This window comes from Nocardia sp. NPDC004860 (genome assembly GCF_040609015.1).
In the GTDB taxonomy this organism is placed as follows: Bacteria; Actinomycetota; Actinomycetes; order Mycobacteriales; family Mycobacteriaceae; genus Nocardia.
The window spans coordinates 143,673-166,285 of the sequence record NZ_JBEXJI010000011.1; the positions used below are offsets into that span (position 1 = coordinate 143,673).

A 22,613-nucleotide genomic window follows, 5' to 3' on the forward strand; every position below is an offset into this window, starting at 1 on the left:
GACCGCCCACCCCACAGCGTCACCCTGCCAGTATCCCGCCATCGAAAGCGTCCCGGGGCCAATCGAATTGACCTCTTCCGAATTTCCCGGCCCGCGCGACAGTCCGCGGCCCGTGCGACCTTCCCGCTGATCCTGCGATCATTGGTCAATGCCCGAACAGCTGGAATCCGGTTCGCCGCCCACCCGGGCAGACTCGGTCGCGCGCCGGCGGCCCAGTGTGCTGGATTCGGTCCGGATCGGGCTGCTGATCGTTGGATTGCTGTGTGTGGCGACGGGACTGCTGCCCAGGCATGAGGCGGCGGAGAACATGCGGCGGATCGCGCCGTTGTTGTTGTTTCTGGGCAGTGTGATCGTGCTGGCGAACCTGGCTCGGCGGGCCAAGGTGTTCGATGTGATCGCGCATCGGCTGGCGATCATCGCCGGTGGGAATTATGCCGGGTTGTTCCTGCTGTGCGTGCTGTTCGCGTCGACCACGACGACGGTGCTGAATCTGGATACGACCGCGGTGCTGCTGACACCGGTGATGATCGCGCTGGCGGGGCCGGCGCGGATTCCGCCGCTGCCGCTGGCCATGACGACGCTGTGGCTGGCGAATACGGCGAGCCTGTTGCTGCCGGTGTCGAATCTGACCAATCTGCTGGCGGCGGATCGGGTAGCGCTGGACGCGACCGGTTTCGCGGCCAGAATGTGGCTGCCGCAACTGCTTTCGATCGCGGTGACCATGCTGTGCCTGTGGTGGTGGTACTGGCGGCGGTCGGAGCGCGGGGCCGACCGGTATGTGGTGCCGGAGCCGATCCGCCCGGCGGATCTGCGGGAACGGGTGCTGCTGTACGCGTCCGGTGGCGCGTGTGTGCTGTTCGTACTGGCCATTCCGTTCGTGGGGGATCGGATCGGGATCGCGGCCACGGTGGCCGCGGCCATCGCGGTGCTGGCCTTCGCCATCTGCGACCGGTCGGCGCTGCGCCTGTCGCTGTTCCCCTGGCAGCTGCTGGTTTTCGTGTCCGGGCTGTTCCTGGTGGTGCCCACGCTGTCCGCGCACGGCCTGTCGACCGTGATGGATCATCTGATCGGGCAGGACTCCAGCGGTCCCAGCGTGTTCCGGGCCGCCGGCGCGGGCGCGGCGCTGTCCAATATCGTCAACAACCTGCCCGCCTATACCGCGGGCGAGGCCGTGATCTCACCTGGTGAGCGGAACCAGTTGCTGGCCTTGCTGATCGGCACCAACGCGGGCCCGGTGGTCACCCCGTGGGCCTCCCTGGCCACGCTGCTGTGCCTGGAGTTCTGCCGCACCCACGCGGTACGGGTCCCCATGCGCCGGTTCCTGCTGACCGGCCTGGTGCTCGCGGTGGCCGCGACCGCCGCCGCCACCGCGGGGCTGCTGCTCACCGGCTAGAACGTATTCACCGGGCGCAGTGCGTATTCCACGATCTCGATGACATCATCGTCGGTATACACGGTGGGCAGGGGTAGGCCGAGGCTTTCCAGCAGCCTGCGCACCTGCCCGATCGTCGGCTCGCTCGGCGGCCGCAGATCGGCGTCGCGACTGAGCTGCACCGGCTGCGCCTGTTTGAAGCTCACCGCCAATTCCCGGGTGAAATCCGAATACTGGGGTTTGCCGCGCTCGAACAGCAGCGCCGGGGTTTTCGAGCCGCGCTGATTCATGATCACCACGTTGTCCGACATGTCCCAGCGGTAGGTCGACAGCGTCGACGACAGCCCGAGTTCGACGGTCAGGAACTCCGACTGCTGCCGATACCAGGCGCAGGCCAGCGCCGTGGCGTACGACTGTTTGCGAATGCGGTCGGCCGTCCACGGTCGCCCGCTGGCATCGCCCTGCGGCTGGAGCGAGTTGCGGTACTGCGCGTCCGCCAGGCACAGCTGCTCATTGCCCGGGTCCAGCACCTCTACCCGCAGATTCAGCAGGTGGCTCTCGTCCCGCGCCCGCCCGAGGAAATACGGCAGCGTCACCGCGCGCAGGTAGGTTCCGGTGCCGCCCTTGTAGATCCAGTTGTCGGTGTCCCGCCGGGCCCGGGCGTGCGCCTGATCGATCTCCGCGCCGTGCAGCAGCCGGACCGCCGCCAGTTCCCGGACCAGCCGGGAGGTCCGATTGCGGTCGCGCAGCAGGGTGAGCGCGAGCAGGCTCAGCACGAGCAGCGTCGCGCCGCTCACCGCGTTCAGATTGGCGAACTTGTCGAAGGCCTCGACCACAATGGCCGTGGCCGCCACGACCAGCGTCACGACACCGTCGATATTGAGCCGGATCCAGGTCACGAACCGCGTCATCACCGCGTCCTCCCCCGCAGTAGTGCACCCAGGATAGGTGGCCGACCCGACCCGGCGCAGCGAACCGGCGCAGCCGGATGCGGCGTAGCATGACCGAGCGGTAGCAGGGCAGAGTGCCGGTCGGCCCGCGCAATCACTAAGGAGCACATGGTGGGACAGGTCAGCGCCTCCAGTTCGATCGTCGTCGCGGCGGATCCGAAGCGCACCCTCGACGCGATCGCCGATTACGAGACAGTGCGGCCCAAGATCCTCTCCGCGCACTACCGCGACTACAAGGTGGTCGAGGGCGGCCAGGGCGCCGGCACCGTCGCCGAGTGGACGCTGCAGGCCACCGAGAAGCGCTCCCGCAATGTGCGCGCGGCCATCTCGGTCTCCGATTCCATGGTGACGGAACGGGATTCGAACTCCTCCATGGTCACCGCCTGGACCGTGACCCCCTCGGGCACCGGCTCGCTGGTCACCGTGCGCACCACCTGGAAGGGCGCGGGCGGCATCGGCGGCATCTTCGAGGGCATCTTCGCGCCGCTCGGCCTGAAGAAGATCCAGGCCGAGGTGCTCGAGAACCTGAAGCGCGAGCTCGCCTAGCGAGCTAGGGGGTCAGCCCTCGCCGCCGATGTCGAAGAGGTTGCCCTCCGGGTCCGCCAGCGTCGCCCACTTCACGCCGTATTCGTCGAAGTCCGCGAGATGTTTGGCCCCGAGGGCAACCGCGCGCTCGACCTCGGCGGTCAGGGCGCTGCCCGCACTCAGGTCGACGTGCACGACGTTCTTGCCCGGGTTCTTGTCCGGCACCTGGGCGAACATGAACGTCGGGGTGGCGGCGGCGTTGTCGATGGTCGCGAAATGCTCGTTCGCGCCCTCGTCGACCGGGCGGTCCAGCAGCTGCGCGTAGAAGCCCGCGAGCGCGGCGGCGTCGTGGCAGTCGAAGACGATATTGCCGAGGGACAGTGCCATGGATTCTCTCCTTCTTCAGAGCCGGCCGATGGGCCAGCAAACTTCGGTGCGGTAGTCGGCGGGCTCGGCATCACCGGGCCCGACCAGGTAGATCTCGCGCACGGGTTCGATGAGCGCGGTGTCGTGTTCGGCCACATGGCTGCCCAGCGCGCCATAGGTGCGGTCGAATTCGGTGAACGGGCCCGCGTGGACGGCGATGGCGAACCGGCGGGCGGGCAGGTCGAGGACGGTCCCGGCGTCGACGCGGTCCCGGTGCCGCTCGTCGATGGGCACGAAGGTGACGACTTCGCCGCGGTCGTATTCGAAGAACTCCGGCGCGTAGGTGGCGCCGCCCGGTCCGGCGGGTGCGAGGTTCGCCGCGGCCAGTTGCGCGTACATGGTTCCGTAGCTGTGCTCACACCACGCATCGCAGTCCTCGCGCGCCACCTCCGCCGTCATGGCCAGCGCCGGATAGCTTGCGACCGAACGGTATTCGACGCTGATCCCGGTCGACGGCAGCAGCAGCGCCCGGAGCGAGGCCACCACGTCGCGGGTGCGCACCAGCTCGGCCTCCATGCGCTCGAGATGCGCCCGGATGGCCGCGTCCCGCGCCGCCTGATCCGGGGCGGCCATCACCGCCTTGATCTCCGGCAACGGCATGTTCAGCTCGCGCAGCCGCTTGATCAGGTGCGCCTGGTCCACCTGCTCGGTCGAATAGAACCGATAGCCGGAGCCCGGGTCGATCGCCACCGGGGCCAGCAGGTCGATCTCGTGGTAGTACCGCAGCGTCTTGATGGTCAGGTAGGTGAGCCGGGAGAACTCGCCGATCGGAACCGTTGCCGTCATGCCCTTAGCGAACACCCTCCAGCGAGGGGAGAGTCAAGCAGCGCGGCGCGCGTCGCCGACTAGGCTGGGGAGCGATCACCATCCCCCAGGAAGGACGCGCCGTGCAGCCCGGTGAAGGTTTCGATTTCCAGCAGTTGATGGCCCAGGCCCAGCAGATGCAGCAGGCCGTCATGGCCGCGCAGCAGGAGATCGCGGAGTCGGAGGTCGAGGGCGAGGCGGGCGGTGGCCTGGTGCGCGCCCGGATCCGCGCCACCGGCGAGGTGCTGGCGCTGACCATCGACCCGAAGGTGGTCGATCCGGAGGATGTGGACACGCTGCAGGATCTGATCATCGGCGCGCTCAACGACGCCATGGAGACCGCGCAGAACCTGGCCGCCGAGCGGCTGGGCCCGCTGGCCGGCGGTCTCGGCGGCGGCGCGCTGCCCGGACTCTGATCGGGGCTGGGTAGGTGTACGAGGGTCCGGTTCAGGATCTCATCGACGAGTTGGGCAAGCTGCCCGGCGTCGGCCCGAAGAGCGCGCAGCGCATCGCGTTTCATCTCCTCTCGGTGGAGCCGCCGGAGATCGACCGGCTGCAGGCAGCCCTGCAGAAGGTGCGGGACGGCGTGCGGTTCTGCGCCGTCTGCGGCACCGTCTCCGACGGTGAACTGTGCCGTATCTGCGCCGATCCGCGCCGCGACCGCACCATGATCTGCGTGGTCGAGGAGCCCAAGGATGTGCAGGCCATCGAGCGCACCCGGGAATTCCGCGGGCGCTATCACGTGCTCGGCGGCGCGCTCGACCCGCTGTCGGGTATCGGACCGGATCAGTTGCGCATCCGGGAATTGCTGACCCGCATCGGAAATCAGGACGACGGCGTGGATGTCACCGAGGTGATCATTGCCACCGATCCGAATACCGAGGGCGAGGCGACGGCCACCTACCTGGTCCGCATGCTGCGCGATTTCCCGGGACTGAGTGTGACGCGCCTGGCCTCGGGTCTGCCCATGGGCGGCGATCTGGAATTCGCCGACGAATTGACCCTGGGCCGCGCCCTTTCCGGGCGTCGCGCCCTGTAAGTGGGGTACCGGATCGGGTTATGTCCAGGTCGGCGGCGCGGGGAGCGCCGCCGGCTGCGGGCAGGGAATGTGTTGAACGTTCCTGGGGATATCGGCTCCGGCCCCGCTGGCGTGCAATGCCACGGCGATAGCGAAAGTAGCCGCCAAACCGGCCACGACTGCCAAGCCCTTACGCAAGGTCCCGTTCTTCAAGGATGGGCGTAGCTTCGACCGGCGTAGCTTCATGTTTCGCTCCTCGCCTCGGTGAGTAATGCGTACAAGCTCGGAAACACCGCGTGCAATTAGCGAAATGCTAGCTTTCCTGTGCGTGCGCAGCCTTCATTCCGGGGGGTTGGAAGTGGAAATTGAAATCGGTCCGTTATTCGACGGTCAGAACGTGAGACGCTGCCAATCCAGTGCGGCGAATCCCGAACGATCTCCGGTGGCCCAGCCCCAGATGAGATCGGCCACAATTCGAGGGTCGTTCGCGGTGGCGGCGAAATGCTTGTCGGCGGACCCGTCCCGGTATTCCAGGTCGTAATGCCCGTCCTGATGCCGATAGGTCTGGATGTAGATCTGATCTCCGGTTTCCACGATCAGATACGGACCGGGTTGTCCCAGCTCCGGAATCCACAGCTCCACCAGTTGCCGTGTCAGGTACGGGAATTCACCCGCCCCGCCGTGCGTGACGGCGGCGGTGACCGATTCGGCCGGATCCACCAACCAGGCCAGCTGCGGGTCCCACAGCGCGTAGTCGTGCGGGGTGCCCAGCTCGAACAGCAGCCCGCGTACATGGCCGATGGCGTCGTAGGGGGTGGAGACGAACAGGGCGTCGCCGAGCACGCCGTCGCCGGCGGGCGAGCCCAGGAAGCTGTCCGCCTCGGGCAGTTCGCCATTGCGCTCGTCCAGCTCGGCCGCGATTCCGGTGACGGCGTCACCGGCCGGTCTGCCGTCCTGCGCGGTCAGATACGTGTCCACCTCGGCGGGGGACACGGCGGCTCCGGAGGGCAGCAGAACGAGGTCGTAGCTCACCCGGCCAGGCTAGCTGTCGGAAAAACTCCCGCGTGTCCCGGCCTTCGCGTGGTGAACTGGACAGATGGGGATCAAGGTTTCCCTCGAACATCGCACCACCTATTCCTTCGACCATCCCGTGCGCGTCCATCCGCACGTGGTCCGCCTGCGACCCGCCCCGCACACCCGCACCGCCATCGAGGCGTACTCGATGCGGGTGAGCCCCGGGAACCACTGGGTGAACTGGCAGCAGGACGCGTTCGGGAATTTCCTGGCGCGCTTGATCTTCCACGAGCCCACGCCGGAACTGTCCATCGTGGTCGGGCTGATCGCCGATATGGACGCCATCAATCCCTTCGATTTCTTCGTCGAGGAGCACGCCGAGCATTTCCCGTTCGGCTACTCGCCGCAGTTGTCCGCCGACCTCGAGCCCTATCTGCGGCCGGTGGACGAGGGCGAATCCGGTTCCGGCCCCGGCGCTTCGGTAAGGGACTGGGTGCGCCGCCACACGCCGGCGGATCGGCCGCGCACCATCGACTTCCTGATCGCGGTGAATCAGGCGCTGCGCCATGATGTCGCCTACACCGTCCGGATGGAGCCGGGCGTGCAGTCGCCGGATCACACGCTGCGCGCCGCCCTCGGCTCGTGCCGGGATTCGGCGTGGCTGCTGGTGTCCATTCTGCGGGAGTTCGGGCTGGCCGCCCGCTTCGTCTCCGGGTATCTCATCCAATTGGCCCAGGACGTGCCGTCTCTGGACGGACCCTCGGGGCCGCTCGCCGATTTCACCGACCTGCACGCCTGGACCGAGGTGTACCTGCCCGGCGCGGGCTGGGTGGGCCTGGACCCCACCTCCGGCCTGTTCGCCGGGGAGGGCCACATTCCGCTGGCCGCCACCCCGCATCCGGTCTCGTCGGCACCGATCACCGGATCCACCGACCCGGTCGCCGCCAGTCTCGACTTCTCGAATACCGTGCGCCGGATCCACGAGGATCCGCGAGTCACCCTGCCCTACACCGATTCCCAGTGGGAGCGCATCCGCGCCGCGGGCGCGGTCGTGGACGCCCGCACCGAGGCCGCCGGGATCGGCCTGACCATCGGCGGTGAACCCACCTTCGTCTCCCTCGACGATCAGACCGGTCCGGAATGGACCACCGAGGCCGACGGCCCGCGCAAGCGCGAACGCGCCGCCGACCTGGCCGAGCGCCTGCGCCGTATCTACGCGCCGACCGGCCTGGTGCAGTACCGCCAGGGCAAGTGGTATCCGGGAGAACCCCTGCCGCGCTGGGAAATCGCCATGACCTGGCGCGACGACGACGAACCACTGTGGCGGCACCCCGACCTGCTCGCGCATCCCTGGCTCCCGCAGGCCGGCGACGTGGGTGAGGCCGCCGCGCGAGCGGTGATCGCCCACATCGCACGGGGCTTGGGCCTGCCGGACGGTCAGGTGCGGCCCGCCTACGAGGATTCGCTGCTCCGGATGGCCGCCAAGGCCGTTGCGCCACAGGGTGATCCGGTCGGTGCGGACGAGGATCTGGACAGCGGCTCGGATTCGCCGTCGGCGCGCAGCGCGCTGCTGGCTCGGCTGGATGCCGCTGTCGGCGAGCCCGCCGCCTACGTGCTGTCGCTGTACCGCCGGGACGACGAGGCCGGGTGGGCGAGCGCCGACTGGAAGCTGCGGCGCGGTCGAATCGTCTTGACGGAGGGCGATTCCCCGGCCGGACTCCGGTTGCCGCTGCGGTCCGTCACCTGGAACGCGCCACCGCCGCGACCCGAGGCGGACCCGTTCGCGCCGCGCCCGCCGCTGGCCGCGGATGAGCCGCCCGCGGTGGTGGAGTCCGCGGAGCGCGCGCCGATCACCGCGCTGGTCGCCGAGGTCCGCGACGGCCGGCTGTTCGTATTCCTGCCTCCCGTCGAGGAATTCGGCGCGTTCTGCGATCTGGTGCGCCGGGTCGAGGAGGCCGTCGCCGCGGTCGGCCGGCCGGTCGTGCTGGAGGGTTATCCGGCCCCGGTGGACGACCGGTTGCGTACCTTGTCCCTGGCGCCCGACCCGGGCGTGATCGAGGTGAACGTCCAGCCCACCACCGGTTTCGCCGAGCAGTCGCGGCTGCTGGAGACGCTCTACGAGCAGGCCCGGCTGGCGCGGCTGAGCACCGAATCCTTCGATGTGGACGGCACCGACCGCGGCACCGGCGGCGGCAATCACATCACGCTCGGCGGCCGCACCCCGGCGCACTCGCCCCTGCTGCGCCGCCCGGACCTGCTGGTGTCGCTGCTCACCTACTGGCAGCGGCATCCGGCGCTGTCCTATTTGTTCTCGGGCCGCTTCATCGGCCCGACCTCCCAGGCGCCCCGTGTCGACGAGGGACGTGAGGACGCGCTCTACGAACTGGAGATCGCCTTCGCCGAGATCGCCCGCCTGAGCCGGGCCGCCGCGGCCGCCGACCCCGGCGAGCCGGCCGCGCCGCCCTGGGCGGTCGATCGCGCGCTGCGCCACCTGCTCACCGACCTCACCGGCAATACCCACCGCGCCGAATTCTGCATCGACAAGCTCTACAGCCCGGATTCGGCGCGCGGCCGCCTCGGACTGGTGGAACTGCGCGGCTTCGAGATGCCCCCGCACTTCCGCATGGCCATGGTGCAGTCGCTGCTGGTGCGGGCGCTGGTGCTGCGGTTCTGGGAGCACCCCTACACCGCGCCGCTGCTCCGGCACGGCGCCATCCTGCACGGGCGTTACCTGCTGCCGCATTTCCTGCAGGCCGATATCGCCGAGGTGGCGGCCGATCTGCGCGCGCACGACATCGAATTCGACACCAGCTGGCTGGATCCGTTCTCGGAGTTCCGTTTTCCTCGCTTCGGCACGGTGGTACTCGGGGATATGGAAGTGGAACTGCGCGGGGCGATCGAGCCGTGGAACACCCTCGGGGAACAGACCACCGCCTCCGGGACCGCGCGATACGTGGACTCCTCGGTCGAGCGCCTGCAGGTCCGGGTGACCGGGGCGGACCGGGACCGGTATGCGGTGACCTGCAACGGTTTCCCGCTGCCCCTCATCCCGGCCGGGCGGGCGGACGTGCAGGTCGCGGGCGTGCGGTATCGGGCGTGGCAGCCGCCGGAGTCCCTGCATCCGACGATCACGGTGGACGCGCCGCTCGTCTTCGACGTGGTCGAGCTGCAGACCGGCCTGTCCCGCGGCGGCTGCACGTATCACGTGAGCCATCCGGGCGGCATGTTCTATGCCGGGCCGCCGGTGAATTCGGTGGTGGCGCAATCCCGGCGCAATCGGCGATTCGAATCCTCCGGGCACACCCCGGGCCCGGTCGATATCGCGGATTTGCGTGCCAAAATGGCCATACAGGCAACAGACGTCGGTGCGCCCGGAATACTCGATCTGCGCCGGGCGCGGACCGTGTGGGGCGTCGTCGGCGATCGATAGGCATACCCGGGGATGTGGTAGCGGTGACAGTGCTCGACGCAGTGCCACCCGGCGAGGAGTTCGCGAATTACCGTGCCGCCGCGGCCGATACCGGCGCCCGCGACGCCTGCGGCCTGGCCACCGGCGGCTTCTACGACGAACTCGTCGATCACGACGGCCGCCTGCGCGGCCTGTGGGCCGACCTGTCCGCCGACTTCCTGGACCAGGGCCGGGCCGGACTGCACCGCATCGACGGCCGGGTCCGGCGGCTGATCGAGGACGACGGCATCACCTACACCGAACTGACCGGCTCCGAAGGGGCCGCGACGCCCTCGCCGTGGCGGCTGGACCCGATTCCGCTGCTGCTCTCCGACACCGAGTGGGCGGCGCTGGAATCCGGTGTGGTGCAACGTTCCCGGCTGCTCGACGCGGTGCTCACCGACGTGTACGGCGCGCGCCGCACCCTCACCGAGGGGCTGCTGCCACCGCAGGTGGTCTTCGCGCACCGCGGCTATGTCCGTGCCGCGCACGGTATTTCCCTGCCGGGACGGCATCAGCTGTTCCTGCACGCCTGCGATGTCAGCCGCTGGAGCGACGGCGGCTTCCGGGTGCTCGCCGACTGGGCGCAGGCTCCTTCCGGCGCGGGCTACGCGCTGGCCGACCGCCGTGTGGTGTCCGCCGCCATTCCCGAGGCCTTCGAGCTGGCCGGCCCGCGTCCGCTCACCCCGTTCGTGCGGGCCATGCGGCTCATGCTCATCGAGGCCGCGCCGCGCGGCGCCGACGAGGACCCGGTGGTCGTGGTGCTGAGCCCGGGCGTGCACTCCGAAACCGCCTTCGACCAGGCGTATCTGGCCTCCGTGCTGGGCTTCCCGCTGGTGGAGAGCGCCGACCTGGTGGTGCGCGACGGCCGGCTGTGGATGCGCTCGCTGGGCACGCTCGAACGGGTCGACGTGGTGCTGCGCCGCGTGGACGCCGAGTTCTCCGATCCCCTGGACCTGCGGCCGGATTCGCGCCTGGGCGTGGTGGGCCTGGTGGAGGTGCTGCGGCGCGGTGCGGTCACCGTGGTCAACACCCTGGGCAGCGGACTGCTGGAGAATCCGGCGCTGGCCGCGTTCCTGCCACGCCTGTCACGGCGGTTGCTGGACGAGGAACTCGCCCTGCCGGGAATCGAATCCTACTGGGGCGGAGACGATTCCGAACGCTCCCACCTGACGGCCAACCTGCACCGCCTGATCCTGCGCTCCACCGTGGACGGCACCACGGTCTTCGGCCCCATCCTCACCGCCGTGCAGCGCGCGCAATGGCGGGCCCGCATCGAGACCGAGGGCTGGAAGTGGGTCGGCCAGGAACCGGCCCGCTTCTCGGTCGCCCCCGCGGTCGACGGCTCCGGCGGACTCGCTGCCGCCCCGGTCGCCGTCCGCCTGTTCTCTCTGGCCGGACGCGTCGGATACCGCATCATGCCGGGCGGATTGGGGCAGCTGCATCAGCGCGGCGGACCCGAGGGCATGGTGGGGGAGGCCGCGGCCAAGGACGTCTGGGTGCGCGCCGCGCCCGCCGCCGTCCCGGCCGTGCCCGCGGCCACCACCGAGGTACCCGAGGAGCGCGAGCGCCGGGTCGTCGCGGTCGCCCCGATGGACGTGGTCAGCTCGCCGCGCGTGCTCAACGACCTGTTCTGGCTGGGCCGCTACGGCGAGCGCGCCGAGGTCACCGTGCGCCTGCTCAGCGCCATCCACGAGCGCCACCAGGACTACCGCTACCGGCCGTGGCTGGAGGGTGCGGAGGCGATGCCCATCCTGATGGCCGCCCTCGCCCGCATGACCGGCACGACCCCGGCCGAGCCGAAGCTGCCCGCCGTACCGAAACCGACTGCTGTGCACAGTGATTCTCCGGAGCGCCGGCGCAGGCGCCGCCAGCCGGAGGCGCAGTCCGCCGCGCGGACCCGATCCGGATCCCAGCCGCCGCGGCGTCGCGAGTACTCCGACGAGCCGACCGTCCCGATCGCGCTGCCCGGCGCGTCCCGCCGCGACCACGACTACCTGGTCTCTCTGACCGTCGACCGTGAGGTTCCCGGCTCGGTCGCGTTCTCCATGGAGCGCTACGCGAAAGCCGCACGCGCCGTGCGTGATCAGCTCTCACCCGACACCTGGATGGTGCTCGGCTCCATCGATCGAGCCCTGTCGGAGTACCGGGCTGTCCGCGGCGACCGTGGCGCGGCGCTGTCGGCCGTGCACTCCCGCGCCCTGTCCGCCCTGCTGTCGCTGACCGGCATCGACGCGGAATCGGCCGTGCGGGACACAGGGTGGCACGTCATGGACATCGGGCGGCGCATCGAGCGCGCGCTGGCGCTGTCGGCCCTGCTGACCGCCGCCCTCACCGACGCCTACCCGCCGGAGGTCGGCCGGGTGGTGACCGATGCGGTCCTGCAGGCCACCGTCTCCGCGGTGAGTTACCGCCGCCGCCACGGTGATTCGGTCCGCATCGCCGCCGTCGCCGGACTGCTGCTGTTCGACGGGCACAACCCGCGCTCGCTGGCCTACCAGCTGGAACGCCTCGAGGCCGACTTCCCGGCACTGCCCGGGGCCTCCGGATCCTCACGCCCGCAACGACTCCTGGCCGATGCCCAGCGCATGCTGCGCCGCGTCGACCCGGCCGAGCTGGAGACCGTCGCCGACGGCCGCCGCGCCGAACTGGCCGAGCTGCTCGACGGCGTCCACCTGCGGCTGCGCAAACTCTCCGAATCCTTCGAGGCGAGCCGGCTGTCGGTGCCGCGCGAGATCCAGCCGCTGTGGGGCTCCGCCCGGGTGGTGGGCTGATGCGCCGCTACCGGGTGCTGCACCGCACCGTCTACCTGTACTCGGACGTGGTCAGCAGCTCCTACGGCCGTGCCTACCTGACACCGCGCGAGTTTCCGGGACAGCGGTTGCTGTCCCACGACATTCGCGTCGATCCCCTCCCGTCGGATCGATCGGTCGGCACCGACGTGTACGACAACACCACCCTCTACTTCCACGTCACCGCCGAACATCGCCGGCTGGAGGTGACCGGCGAATCCCTCGTCGAAGTCGGCGCGCCCGCCGCGCCGGCCGCGCAGCCGGCCTGGGAGCAGGCCCGCCCGACCGCCGAGAACGGCCCGCTCGCCGTGGAATTCACCCTCGACCTGACCCCGCCCGAGATCATCCCCGAGGTCGCCGCCTACGCCGCCGAATCCTTCCCGCCCGGCCGCCCGCTGCTGGACGCGGTGCGGGAACTGACCACGCGCATCCATACCGACTTCGCCTACGAATCCGGTTCCACCACCGTCAGCACCAGCGTCGCCGACGTCTTCGCCGCCCGCCACGGCGTCTGCCAGGACTTCGCCCGCCTCGGCATCGCCTGCCTGCGCTCCCAGGGCCTGGCCGCCCGCTATGTCTCGGGCTACCTGTCCACCGATCCACCCCCAGGCAAGGAACGCATGGTCGGCGCGGACGCCACCCACGCCTGGGCCGCGGTCTGGCTCCCGGGCGCCGCCGGGCACTGGATCGGCTTCGACCCCACCAACGACCAGTTCGCCGACGACCGCTACGTCACCGTCGCCTGGGGTCGCGACTACGCCGACGTGCCGCCCCTGCGCGGCATCATCTATACCGATGCCAAGGAATCGACCATCACCGTGTCGGTCGATGTGGCACCGATCGCCGCCGATGAGTGACACGCCCGGGCTGTGGCGCCCGCCTCCCCTGCTTCCGGGCATCTATTGCGCCCCTGTAAACTCGTCGCCATCATGCAGCGGGCACTTCTCCTCGGCCGCCGCGACGGGGTCTGATTCGGACCGGCTCCCGTCGCGGGGATCTGCCGTGCCGGTCTACCCCATACCTGGGATCCAGCCACACCCTCGGAGATAAATCGCCATGTCAGCCGCTGACGCTTTCGTATCCGGTACCCGGTCCATCACCGCGCCGTCCAAGCCCGCGCCCGCCGACCAGCCGGCCTGGAACACACAGAAGAACTCCTCCATGCCGGTCTTCCGGTATCGGCCCTTCGCCGAGGAGGTCGAGCCGGTCACCCTGCCCGACCGCACCTGGCCGGACAAGATCATCGAACGCGCGCCCGGCTGGTGTGCCGTGGACCTGCGCGACGGCAACCAAGCGCTGATCGACCCGATGAGCCCCGCCCGCAAGCGTCGCATGTTCGACCTGCTGGTGCGCATGGGCTACAAGGAGATCGAGGTCGGCTTCCCGTCCGCTTCGCAGACCGACTTCGACTTCGTCCGCGAGATCATCGAGGACGGCGCGATTCCGGCCGACGTCACCATCCAGGTGCTGACCCAGTCCCGGCCCGAGCTGATCGAGCGCACCTTCGAGGCCTGCGCCGGGGCCGCCAATGTGATCGTGCACTTCTACAACTCGACCTCGATCCTGCAGCGCCGCGTGGTCTTCCGTGCCGACCGCGACGCCGTCAAGAAGATCGCCACCGACGCCGCGAAGCTGTGCCTGGAGGTCGAGAAGCGCTACCCGGACACCAACTGGCGCTACGAGTACAGCCCGGAGTCCTACACCGGCACCGAGCTGGACTACGCCCGCGAGGTGTGCGACGCGGTCTCCGAGATCATTGCGCCGACCCCGCAGAAGCCGCTGATCATCAACCTGCCCGCGACCGTGGAGATGGCGACGCCCAACGTCTACGCCGACTCCATCGAGTGGATGCACCGCAACCTGGCCCGCCGCGACTCCATCGTGCTGTCGCTGCACCCGCACAACGACCGCGGCACCGCCGTGGCCGCCGCGGAACTGGGCTACCAGGCCGGCGCCGACCGCATCGAGGGCTGCCTGTTCGGCAATGGCGAACGCACCGGCAATGTCTGCCTGGTGACGCTGGGCATGAACATGTTCTCGCGCGGCGTCGACCCGCAGATCGACTTCTCCAACATCGACGAGATCCGCCGCACGGTCGAGTACTGCAACCAGCTGCCGGTCGCCGAGCGCCACCCGTACGGCGGCGACCTGGTCTACACGGCCTTCTCCGGCTCGCACCAGGACGCCATCAACAAGGGCCTGGACGCCATGAAGGCCGCCGCCGACGCGCAGGGCGCCGACGTGGACGACATCGTGTGGGAGGTCCCGTACCTGCCCATCGACCCGAAGGACGTCGGCCGCACCTACGAGGCCGTGATCCGGGTGAACTCGCAGTCCGGCAAGGGCGGCGTGGCCTACATCATGAAGACCGATCACGGGCTGGTGCTGCCGCGCCGCCTGCAGATCGAGTTCTCGCAGGCCGTGCAGAAGATCACCGACGGCGAGGGCGGCGAGGTCACCCCGAAGGAGATGTGGGACGTCTTCTCCGAGGAGTACCTGACCCCGATCCTGCCGCTGGAGCGCATGCGTCAGAAGGTCACCGCCGCCGAGACCGACGGCGGCGTCGACCACATCGAGGCCGTGGTCAAGGTGGACGGTGTCGAGCACGCCGTCTCCGGTGAGGGCAACGGCCCGCTGGCCGCCTTCGTCGACGCGCTGGCCACCATCGGCTACGACGTGCGCGTGCTGGACTACAGCGAGCACGCCATGTCCTCCGGCGACGACGCCCAGGCCGCCGCCTACGTCGAATGCGCCATCGGCGATCAGGTCACCTGGGGTGTCGGCATCGCCACCTCCATCACCACCGCCTCGCTGCGCGCGGTCGTCTCCGCGGTCAACCGCGCTGCCCGTCGGGCCTGAGGGATTGCTCCCCCGACCCTCGCGAACGTGACGACTGATTTCGCGAGGATCGGGGTAACTCACCGGGTACGTCCAGCATCGGTTCGGCACCCGACGCAGGCACGCATGCAGGAGTGATAACGGCACTCAGCCGTGCGCCGAAGCTGCCGGGAGGCGGCTCTGCCTCGCCGCGTCCGGACCGGTCAACAATGCTAGCGTTGGGACGCATTAGCGCCGAGCTCTCTGTTCGAGCCGTCGAGCAGATGGGGGACACGTGACCACGAAAGATCAGAATTCGACCTCGAAGCCTGTGCAGGGCAAGGGGGTTACCGACGACGCCGTCGAGGTGGCCGATGTCGAGGCCGAGCAGGACGCGGTGAACACCGACGGACCGGCCGAGAACAACGGCGCGGCGAGCGATTCCGAGGAGCAGGCCGCCGGATTCTTCCCGCCGGTGCCGGATTCGATCGACCAGGCCCTGCCGCACCCGGGTGAGGGGCCCAACCCCTTCGCACCGCCCAACGGTCCCTTCCCGGGGCCCTACGGTGGGCCGGACGGCCACAATCCGTTCGCGGGCGATGGCCACAATCCGTTCGCGCCGGGCGGGCCCGGGCCGTACGGTCAGCCGGGCTTCCCGCCCGCCGGCGCGTTCCCGCCGCCGGATGCCGGGCAATTCGCGCCGCCGCCGAATTCCGGTGTGCCGGGCGGTTTTCCGCCGCCGGGTGCACCGCTGGGCGAGGTGCGCGATCAGACGCCCTACGGCGAGATACGGCAGGAGATCGGCAGCGACGGGATGGTGCGCCGGGTGTTCCCCGAGCCGCCGGGCGTGCCGGGAGGCGGTGAGAAGCCCGGGGAGCCAGGGCATTTCGGTGGTCCCGGCCAGCCGGGGCAGTTCGCGCCGTCCAATGATCAACCGGGCGGGCCGATCTACAGCTGGTCGCCGCCCCCGGCCGCGCCGCCGCAGACCCAGCTATCCCAGCCGCAGCCCCAGGTGGGTTTCCAGCCCGGCTGGAATCCGCAGCCGCAGCAGGGTTTTCCGCAGCAGCAGGGTGGTTTCGGGCAGCAGTTCGGGCAGCAGCCGATGCCTCCTGGGCATTCGGTCAATGATCTGAACCTGTTGAAGCGGGCCAAGCGGGCGCCGCGCAGCGGGTGGCGGCGGGCCGTGCACAAGGCGTCCGGCGGTGCCATCAACCCGGGCGAGTCGGCCGCGGACGTGGTGTACCGGCAACTGGTGGACCGGGTGAACCAGCCGGTCCGCGGCGACTACCGGATCGCGATCCTGTCGCTCAAGGGCGGGGTCGGAAAGACCACCACCACGGTCGGTCTGGGCTCCACCTTCGCCTCGCTGCGCGGTGACCGGGTGATCGCCATCGACGCCAACCCGGACCTCGGAACGCTGGCGCACCGCGTGCCCCGGCAGACCCGCTCCACGGTGCGAAACCTGCTGGAGGACGGGCACATCTCGCGGTATTCGGATGTGCGCGCCCACACCTCGCAGGCGCCGAGCCGACTGGAAGTGCTTGCCAGTGAACAGGATCCGGCGGTGTCGGAGGCGTTCTCCGAGGCGGACTACCGCAAGGCCATCGGCATCCTGCAGCAGTTCTACAACATCATCCTCACCGACTGCGGCACCGGCCTGATGCACTCGGCCATGTCCGGCGTGCTGGATATGGCCAGCTCGCTGGTGCTGGTGACCTCTCCCGCCATCGACGGCGCGCGCAGTGCCTCGGCCACCCTGGACTGGCTCGACCACCACGGCTACCACAAGCTGGTGGAGCGAACCGTGGTGGTGGTCAACGCCTCTCGCAAGGGCTCCTCCACGGTGGACCTGGACCAGCTGCGCAAGCTGTTCCTGGACCGCACCCGCGCGGTGCAGGTCGTCCCGTTCGACGACCACCTGGCCGAGGGCGCGGAGATCGACCTCGAACTGGTCGGCAAGCCGACGCGGCGGGCCCTGCTGGAACTGGCCGCCATGGTGGCCGACGATTTCGGCTATCAGGCTGCGCAGCAAGGCTTCCCGCCACACGGCGGCTTCCAGCAGCAGCCCCCGCAGGGTGGATTCGCGCCGCAGCAGGGCGGCGGTTACCCGCCGCAGGGTGATGGCGGCTATCCGCCGCACGGCGACGGTTTCCGGCCGCAGGGCTGATCCGGTATCGACGACGAAATGCCCCGCAGTTCAATTGAACCGCGGGGCATTTCCTATGAGTCGGCCTCGGAAAGGGGAGCGGGTCAGCCCCGGACCAGGGGAGCCAGGGCGCGACCGGCGAGTTCGACCGCGCCGGCCTCGTGGCCGTTGGTGACCATGTTCACGATGATGCCGTCGATGCCCTGATCGAGTACCCGGGACTGGATCTGCTCGGCGACCTGATCGGGGGTGCCGACGAACTGGCGGTCCGCCGGGGTGTTGCGCAGGGCCTCGTTGGGCAATGCGCCCAGATCGGTGATGCCGATGCGGGACAGCATCTCGGCCTGGGTCTTGCGGGCGCGGTCGCCGTCCTCGTCCACGATGACGAACGCCAGGAAGCTGGTCTCCAGGGTCTTCGGGTCGCGTCCCGCCTCGTCCAGGCGCGCGTGCAGGGCCTCGAGCTTGCGCGGGATCTCCGAGGCATTGCAGATGATGTTGAGGTGGTCGGCGAAGCGGGCGGCCAGGCCGAAGGTCTTCTTCTCGCCGCCGCCGCCGAGCAGGATCGGCAGGTCGTCGCGCACGCGCGGCTCGTTCATGGCGTTGTTCGTGCGGTACCACTTGCCGTCGAAGGTGGAGTGCTGTCCGCGCAGCATCGGGGTGATGATCTCGAGGGCCTCCTCGAGCTTCTCGAACCGCTCGGTGAAGGTGCCGAAGTCGAAGCCGTAGGCCTGGTGCTCGAGCTCGAACCAGCCCGCGCCGATGCCCAGCACGGCCCGGCCGCGGCTCACCACGTCCAGGGTGGTGACGGTCTTGGCGGTGAGCGCCGGATTACGGTAGGTGTTGCCGGTCACCAAGGCGGACAACTGGATTCGCTCGGTCGAGGCGGCCAGGCCGGACAGCGCGCTGTACGCCTCCAGCATGGGCTCCTCGGGCGCGCCGAGCAGCGGCAACTGGTAGAAGTGGTCCATGACGAAGGCCGCGTCGAAGCCGGCCGCCTCGGCCTCCCGTGCCTGCGCCACCACCGCCGGGAACAGGTCCCGCGGCGCGACCCCGTAGCTGAAGTTCGGCATCTGATACCCGAGTCGAATGCTCATGCCGCAAAGGTAGGACCTGGAGTGCGCTCCAAGTCAACCGCTGATTTCCGATTCCCGGTCGCGCGGCGTGACCGGGCTATTCGGTCCCGGTGGCGCGGCGGGCCGCGGCCTGGAACGCGGCGATGACCATGGCGACGGCCGGGCGCTTGTCGGCATGCGGGCGGGTGGCCAGGTCGTAGACGCGGGCGGCGCGGACACCGGCCAGCCGGAGCATGACCAGGTCGGGGTGCCGGACCGCGTGGCGGGGCATGAGGGCGACGCCGTAGCCGGTGGCCACCAGCGCCTCGATGACGCTGAACTCGTTGAGCCGCTGCGCGATTCGCGGCTGCACGCCGGTGACGGTCGCGATCGAGCGGAGCACGTCGTCGACCGGGAAGCCGGTACGGACGCTGATCCAGGTCTCGTCGGACAGCTCCGCCGGAACCACCGCGCCCTGCCGGGCCAGCCGGTGATCGGGCGCGACCACCACGTCGATCGGCTCGCGCATGAGCACCCGCGAGGACACCCGTGGCCCGCTGAGCGAGGGCGCCCGCTCGTCACGGTGGGTGAGCGCCACGTCGTAATCGGCCAGCAAACGCGGTACCTCGCAGGGCGGCACGTCCTCGTCGCGCGCCACCATCTCCACCCCGCTGTCCGCCAGCTCGGCCAGCACATGCGGCAGCAGCAGCGCCGCCCCCGACGGAAACAAGGCCACCCGCACCCGCCCGCGCGGCGACCCCCGATACTCCGCCATCTCGCTGACCGCCCGTTCCATGGCCTCGAGCACCTCATCGGCCCGCACCACCAGCGCCCGCCCCGCATCGGTCAGCCGCACCCGCCGCCCGTCCGGCTCCAGCAGCGCCACCCCCGCCTCCCGCGCCAGCACCTTCAACTGCTGCGACACCGCCGACGGCGTCATCGACAACGCCTCCGCCACTGCGGCAACTGTCCCGCGATCGGCCAATTCCCGTAGCACCCGCAGTCTTTCGAGTGACATGAGCGGCCCGTCGGCCCGTGCCACGCCGGATCCCTCGACCTCCGCGGCTTCGCCCGTGCTTCGGCCGCCCTCGTGGACCGGGGCCGCGTCGGGAGGGCTCGGTTTGACGCGTCGCGCCCGCGTAGGGGCGGGGCCGGGTTGGGCTGCGGTCGCCGGGGCGTCCGGGGTGGCATCGGCGCGGGTGTCGCGGGGGATGCGGCGTGGGGGTGGGACGGAGCGGGGTGGGTCGGGCTGGGGCATAGTTAAGTAGTACTACATTGTTGGTGCAGAATTATTCGATTGTTCTTATCTATTAGCGTCCGCAAGATTTTCGGCATGACCAATCGCGATCGACTGCTCGGGCTCGCCGTCGTGGTGCTGTGGGGGTTGAACTTCCTGGCCATTCACGTGGGGCTGGATCATTTCCCGCCGTTCTTCTTCGCGGGTCTGCGGTTCGCCGTGATCGCGATTCCGGTGCTGCTGTTCGTGCCGCGGCCCAGGGTGCCGTGGAAGTGGTTGCTGCTGTACGGGATCGGGTTCGGGATTCTGCAGTTCGCCTTCCTGTTCACCGCCATGCGCGCGGGGATGCCGACGGGCCTGTCCTCGCTGGTGCTGCAGTCGTCGGCGCCGTTCACGGTGCTGCTGGGCGCGGTGTTCCTGCGGGAGCGGCTGCGCGGCATTCAGCTGGCGGGGATCGCGGTGGCCATGGCGGGTATGGCGGTGATCGGGTGGGACCGTTCACACCACGCGGCGCTGCTGCCGCTGGTGCTGACCCTGCTGGGCGGATTGGCCTGGGCCTTCGGCAATATCGGGTCGCGGCTGGCCGCGGCCTCGTCCGAGCAGGTGAACCCGCTGCATCTGACGCTGTGGATGGCCGTGGTGCCGCCGATCCCGATGTTCGTGCTGTCCGCGCTCACCGAGGGTCCGGCCACCGGCTGGAACGATCTGATCGACTCCTGCTCGGCGACCGGTTGGCCCGCCTACGCGGCCCTGGCCTACATCGTCGCGCTGGGGACGATCGCGGGATCGGGGCTGTGGACCTATCTGATGAGCCGCTATCCGGCGGGCACGGTGGCGCCGCTGTCGCTGGCCGTGCCGGTGGTGGGAATCGCCGCCTCCTGGGCGTTCCTGCACGAGACTCCGTCCGCGTTGTCCCTGTTCGGGGCCGTCATCGTGATCGCCGGCGCCTTCACGGCCACCTCGGCGGGCCGCCGGGTCCGGGTGCCGGAGGCAGCGCTCGACACGCCCGCACCCATCCGACCCGCAGAGCCGACACGCCGGTCAGAACTGGACCCGAATTTCGTCGAGGCCTAGCTGAGCAGTCCGATTTGCTGTAGTTCGCCCATCTTCCGGGTATTCGGCATGAAATTTTCCACCCCAACCGACCATCTGTCTGCGACAGCTCCATAGGATGCGGACCAGGCGTGGGAGGTAACGGGTATGGCAGGACAGCGTTTGTCCGTCACGCGGCGAACAGTGCTGCGTGGAGCGGTCGCAGCCGGGGCAATGGCGGGAGCGGTGGCGGCGGGGGCCGCCCGCCCCACCGCCGCCCGGGCCGAGACCGGACGGCGGGTCGCGGTGCTGGGCGGTGGGGTCGCGGGTCTGACCGCGGCGCACGAACTGGCCGAACGCGGCTTCGAGGTGACCGTCTACGAGCGGCGGGCCCTGGGCGGCAAGGCACGCAGCATCGCGGTCCCGGGCAGTGGCAAGGACGGGCGGCCGGAGCTGTGGGGCGAGCACGGCTTCCGGTTCTTTCCCGGCTTCTACCGCCACCTGCCCGACACCATGCGGCGAATCCCGTTCGCGGGCAACGCCAATGGTGTGTGGGACAACCTGATCGCCGCCCCCGAGGCGCGGTTCTCGCGCAAGGACGCGGACGACACCATCATTCCGATGGGCAAGTTCGGCAAGGCCTGGTCGAGTCCGGACGACTTCCGCGAGACCGTGGGCTCGGCCATTACGACCTCCACGAAAATGGGCACCAGCGATGCCCTCTATTTCGCGAGTCGCCTGCTGGTCTTCAACACCAGCTGCGACGCCCGCCGCTACGGGCAGTGGGACAACATGGCCTGGCGGGATTTCGTGGGCGCGGGCAGGCGCTCCAACGAATTCCGCATGCTGCTCTCGCGCACGCTCACCACACTGCTGGTGGCCGCGCGGGAGGACAAGGCCAGCACCCTCACCATCGGCACCATGGGCGAGCAGTTCCTGGGCAATCCGCTCGAGGTCGGCAATGACGGCGCGCTGGACCGGCTGTTGAACGGGGCCACCAACGAGGCATGGATCGATCCCTGGGTGAACCGCCTCCGGGATCTCGGCGTCACCTTCGTCAACGCCGAGGTCCGGGGTCTGGATCTGGAGGGCGCGCGCATTTCCGGTGCGCGCGTGGTGGATTCGTCGGGCGCGGCCCAGACGGTCACCGCCGACCATTTCGTGAGCGCACTGCCCGTGGAGGTGGCCCGCACCCTGTGGACGCCCGAAATCCTGTCGCTGCGACCGGAATTGGCGGGCATGAGCCAGCTGACGGTGGACTGGATGACCGGCATCCAGTTCTTCCTCCGCCGCCCCACCGATATCGCGCGCGGGCACACCGCCTACGTCGACTCCCCGTGGTCGCTGACCTCCATTGCGCAGGGCCAGTTCTGGAACCGCACCCCGGTCACCGGCCTGGGCGACGGCACCGTGCAGGACTGCCTGTCGGTCGACATCTCCGACTGGAACACACCCGGCATGCTCTACGGCAAGACGGCCAAGGAGTGCACCCATGACGAGATCGCGCGCGAGGTGTGGGCACAGCTGAAGGCACACCTCAACGATCGTGCCGACCTGCTGCGCGACGAGGATCTGCACTCCTGGTTCCTCGACACCGGCATCGCGTGGGACGCCGCGCAGCAGCGCAACACCAATGCCGATCCGCTGCTGATCAATACGGCGGGCTCCTGGGCGCTGCGCCCGGAATCGCATTCCGACTCGCTCCAGAACCTGTATCTGGCAGGCGATTACGTGCGCACCAATGTGGACCTGGCCACCATGGAGGGCGCGTGCGAGGCGGCCCGCGGCGCGGTGAACAAGCTGCTGGAGGTGGCGGGCTCGGATGCCCCGCGCTGCAAGCTGTTCACGCTCTACCGCACGGAGGTGCTGGAGCCGTTCCGGCAGCTGGACATTCAGCGGTACGCGGCGGGACAGCCGAACATGTTCGACGCCTGAGGTACTTCCTCACACCGGCGAAAAAGGCTGGTGTGAGGCCCGTAC

17 protein-coding genes are annotated in these 22,613 nt (G+C 69.5%); 11 read left to right on the forward strand and 6 right to left on the reverse strand.

Translation table 11 applies throughout. The annotated features are described in order from the left end of the window. Positions 1-148: 148 nt before the first annotated feature. Positions 149-1,393, forward strand: coding sequence for an SLC13 family permease (locus ABZV44_RS21515; RefSeq protein ID WP_354838846.1), 1,245 nt, complete (start codon positions 149-151; stop codon positions 1,391-1,393). Here the strand turns inward: ABZV44_RS21515 and ABZV44_RS21520 are convergent. Beyond that, complete coding sequence (locus ABZV44_RS21520; protein ID WP_354838849.1) at positions 1,390-2,283, reverse strand: hypothetical protein; 894 nt, start codon at positions 2,281-2,283, stop codon at positions 1,390-1,392. The genes ABZV44_RS21515 and ABZV44_RS21520 overlap by 4 nt on opposite strands. 150 nt (positions 2,284-2,433) lie before the next feature. Between ABZV44_RS21520 and ABZV44_RS21525 the strand changes: the two genes are divergently transcribed. Further along, positions 2,434-2,868: an SRPBCC family protein gene (locus ABZV44_RS21525; RefSeq protein WP_354838852.1), complete on the forward strand. Its 435-nt coding sequence runs from the start codon at positions 2,434-2,436 to the stop codon at positions 2,866-2,868. 12 nt (positions 2,869-2,880) lie between these two features. On the opposite strand, the gene ABZV44_RS21530 is transcribed toward ABZV44_RS21525, so the two are convergent. Together ABZV44_RS21530 and ABZV44_RS21535 are read right to left on the reverse strand one after the other, a co-directional pair. Continuing rightward, the gene (locus tag ABZV44_RS21530; protein WP_354838855.1) at positions 2,881-3,234 is read right to left on the reverse strand and encodes a VOC family protein; all 354 of its coding nucleotides are present in this window, start codon (positions 3,232-3,234) and stop codon (positions 2,881-2,883) included. Positions 3,235-3,249: 15 nt separating this feature from the next. Next, positions 3,250-4,059, reverse strand: a complete 810-nt coding sequence (locus ABZV44_RS21535) for a MerR family transcriptional regulator (RefSeq protein WP_354838858.1) — start codon at positions 4,057-4,059, stop codon at positions 3,250-3,252. Between the two features lie 101 nt (positions 4,060-4,160). On the opposite strand from ABZV44_RS21535, the gene ABZV44_RS21540 reads away from it, so the two are divergent. Continuing rightward, a complete protein-coding gene (locus ABZV44_RS21540) occupies positions 4,161-4,493 on the forward strand; it encodes a YbaB/EbfC family nucleoid-associated protein (RefSeq protein ID WP_354838861.1) in 333 nt (110 codons plus the stop codon). A 14-nt stretch (positions 4,494-4,507) separates the two neighbouring features. Beyond that, positions 4,508-5,116: a recombination mediator RecR gene (recR, locus tag ABZV44_RS21545; protein ID WP_033090831.1), complete on the forward strand. Its 609-nt coding sequence runs from the start codon at positions 4,508-4,510 to the stop codon at positions 5,114-5,116. A gap of 369 nt (positions 5,117-5,485) precedes the next feature. Here recR and ABZV44_RS21550 read toward each other — a convergent pair whose 3' ends face one another. Next, on the reverse strand, positions 5,486-6,127 hold the full coding sequence (locus tag ABZV44_RS21550; protein ID WP_354838865.1) for a hypothetical protein: 642 nt from the start codon (positions 6,125-6,127) through the stop codon (positions 5,486-5,488). Between the two features lie 64 nt (positions 6,128-6,191). Between ABZV44_RS21550 and ABZV44_RS21555 the strand changes: the two genes are divergently transcribed. The 5 genes from ABZV44_RS21555 to ABZV44_RS21575 all read left to right on the forward strand — a co-directional run bounded on the left by ABZV44_RS21555 (position 6,192) and on the right by ABZV44_RS21575 (position 17,333). After that, positions 6,192-9,539 (forward strand): transglutaminase family protein, encoded by a 3,348-nt coding sequence (locus ABZV44_RS21555; protein WP_354838868.1) that lies wholly within the window; start codon positions 6,192-6,194, stop codon positions 9,537-9,539. 23 nt (positions 9,540-9,562) lie between these two features. Next, the gene (locus ABZV44_RS21560) at positions 9,563-12,331 is read left to right on the forward strand and encodes a circularly permuted type 2 ATP-grasp protein (protein WP_354838871.1); all 2,769 of its coding nucleotides are present in this window, start codon (positions 9,563-9,565) and stop codon (positions 12,329-12,331) included. Then, on the forward strand, positions 12,331-13,206 hold the full coding sequence (locus tag ABZV44_RS21565) for a transglutaminase family protein (protein WP_354838874.1): 876 nt from the start codon (positions 12,331-12,333) through the stop codon (positions 13,204-13,206). Before ABZV44_RS21560 ends, ABZV44_RS21565 begins: the two co-directional genes overlap by 1 nt. 199 nt (positions 13,207-13,405) lie before the next feature. Continuing rightward, the gene (leuA, locus tag ABZV44_RS21570) at positions 13,406-15,208 is read left to right on the forward strand and encodes a 2-isopropylmalate synthase (RefSeq protein ID WP_354838877.1); all 1,803 of its coding nucleotides are present in this window, start codon (positions 13,406-13,408) and stop codon (positions 15,206-15,208) included. 253 nt (positions 15,209-15,461) lie between these two features. After that, positions 15,462-17,333, forward strand: coding sequence for an AAA family ATPase (locus ABZV44_RS21575; RefSeq protein ID WP_354838880.1), 1,872 nt, complete (start codon positions 15,462-15,464; stop codon positions 17,331-17,333). Between the two features lie 83 nt (positions 17,334-17,416). Here the strand turns inward: ABZV44_RS21575 and ABZV44_RS21580 are convergent, their stop codons facing one another. Both ABZV44_RS21580 and ABZV44_RS21585 read right to left on the reverse strand, forming a co-directional pair. Continuing rightward, complete coding sequence (locus ABZV44_RS21580; protein ID WP_354838883.1) at positions 17,417-18,406, reverse strand: LLM class F420-dependent oxidoreductase; 990 nt, start codon at positions 18,404-18,406, stop codon at positions 17,417-17,419. A 76-nt stretch (positions 18,407-18,482) separates the two neighbouring features. Then, the gene (locus ABZV44_RS21585) at positions 18,483-19,382 is read right to left on the reverse strand and encodes a LysR family transcriptional regulator (protein WP_354839107.1); all 900 of its coding nucleotides are present in this window, start codon (positions 19,380-19,382) and stop codon (positions 18,483-18,485) included. Between the two features lie 315 nt (positions 19,383-19,697). On the opposite strand from ABZV44_RS21585, the gene ABZV44_RS21590 reads away from it, so the two are divergent. Beyond that, positions 19,698-20,675: an EamA family transporter gene (locus ABZV44_RS21590; protein WP_354838886.1), complete on the forward strand. Its 978-nt coding sequence runs from the start codon at positions 19,698-19,700 to the stop codon at positions 20,673-20,675. A 126-nt stretch (positions 20,676-20,801) separates the two neighbouring features. Further along, positions 20,802-22,568 (forward strand): FAD-dependent oxidoreductase, encoded by a 1,767-nt coding sequence (locus ABZV44_RS21595; protein ID WP_354838889.1) that lies wholly within the window; start codon positions 20,802-20,804, stop codon positions 22,566-22,568. Positions 22,569-22,613: the final 45 nt, after the last annotated feature.

Excerpts from the sequence above, each read along its gene's own strand:
- leuA (WP_354838877.1), top strand. The coding sequence starts at position 13,406 with ATGTCAGCCGCTGACGCTTTCGTATCCGGTACCCGGTCCATCACCGCG.
- ABZV44_RS21530 (WP_354838855.1), bottom strand. The coding sequence starts at position 3,234 with ATGGCACTGTCCCTCGGCAATATCGTCTTCGACTGCCACGACGCCGCC.
- ABZV44_RS21535 (WP_354838858.1), bottom strand. The coding sequence starts at position 4,059 with ATGACGGCAACGGTTCCGATCGGCGAGTTCTCCCGGCTCACCTACCTG.
- ABZV44_RS21565 (WP_354838874.1), top strand. The coding sequence starts at position 12,331 with ATGCGCCGCTACCGGGTGCTGCACCGCACCGTCTACCTGTACTCGGAC.
- ABZV44_RS21515 (WP_354838846.1), top strand. The coding sequence starts at position 149 with ATGCCCGAACAGCTGGAATCCGGTTCGCCGCCCACCCGGGCAGACTCG.
- ABZV44_RS21580 (WP_354838883.1), bottom strand. The coding sequence starts at position 18,406 with ATGAGCATTCGACTCGGGTATCAGATGCCGAACTTCAGCTACGGGGTC.
- ABZV44_RS21555 (WP_354838868.1), top strand. The coding sequence starts at position 6,192 with ATGGGGATCAAGGTTTCCCTCGAACATCGCACCACCTATTCCTTCGAC.
- ABZV44_RS21520 (WP_354838849.1), bottom strand. The coding sequence starts at position 2,283 with ATGACGCGGTTCGTGACCTGGATCCGGCTCAATATCGACGGTGTCGTG.
- ABZV44_RS21595 (WP_354838889.1), top strand. The coding sequence starts at position 20,802 with ATGGCAGGACAGCGTTTGTCCGTCACGCGGCGAACAGTGCTGCGTGGA.
- ABZV44_RS21585 (WP_354839107.1), bottom strand. The coding sequence starts at position 19,382 with ATGTCACTCGAAAGACTGCGGGTGCTACGGGAATTGGCCGATCGCGGG.
- ABZV44_RS21590 (WP_354838886.1), top strand. The coding sequence starts at position 19,698 with ATGACCAATCGCGATCGACTGCTCGGGCTCGCCGTCGTGGTGCTGTGG.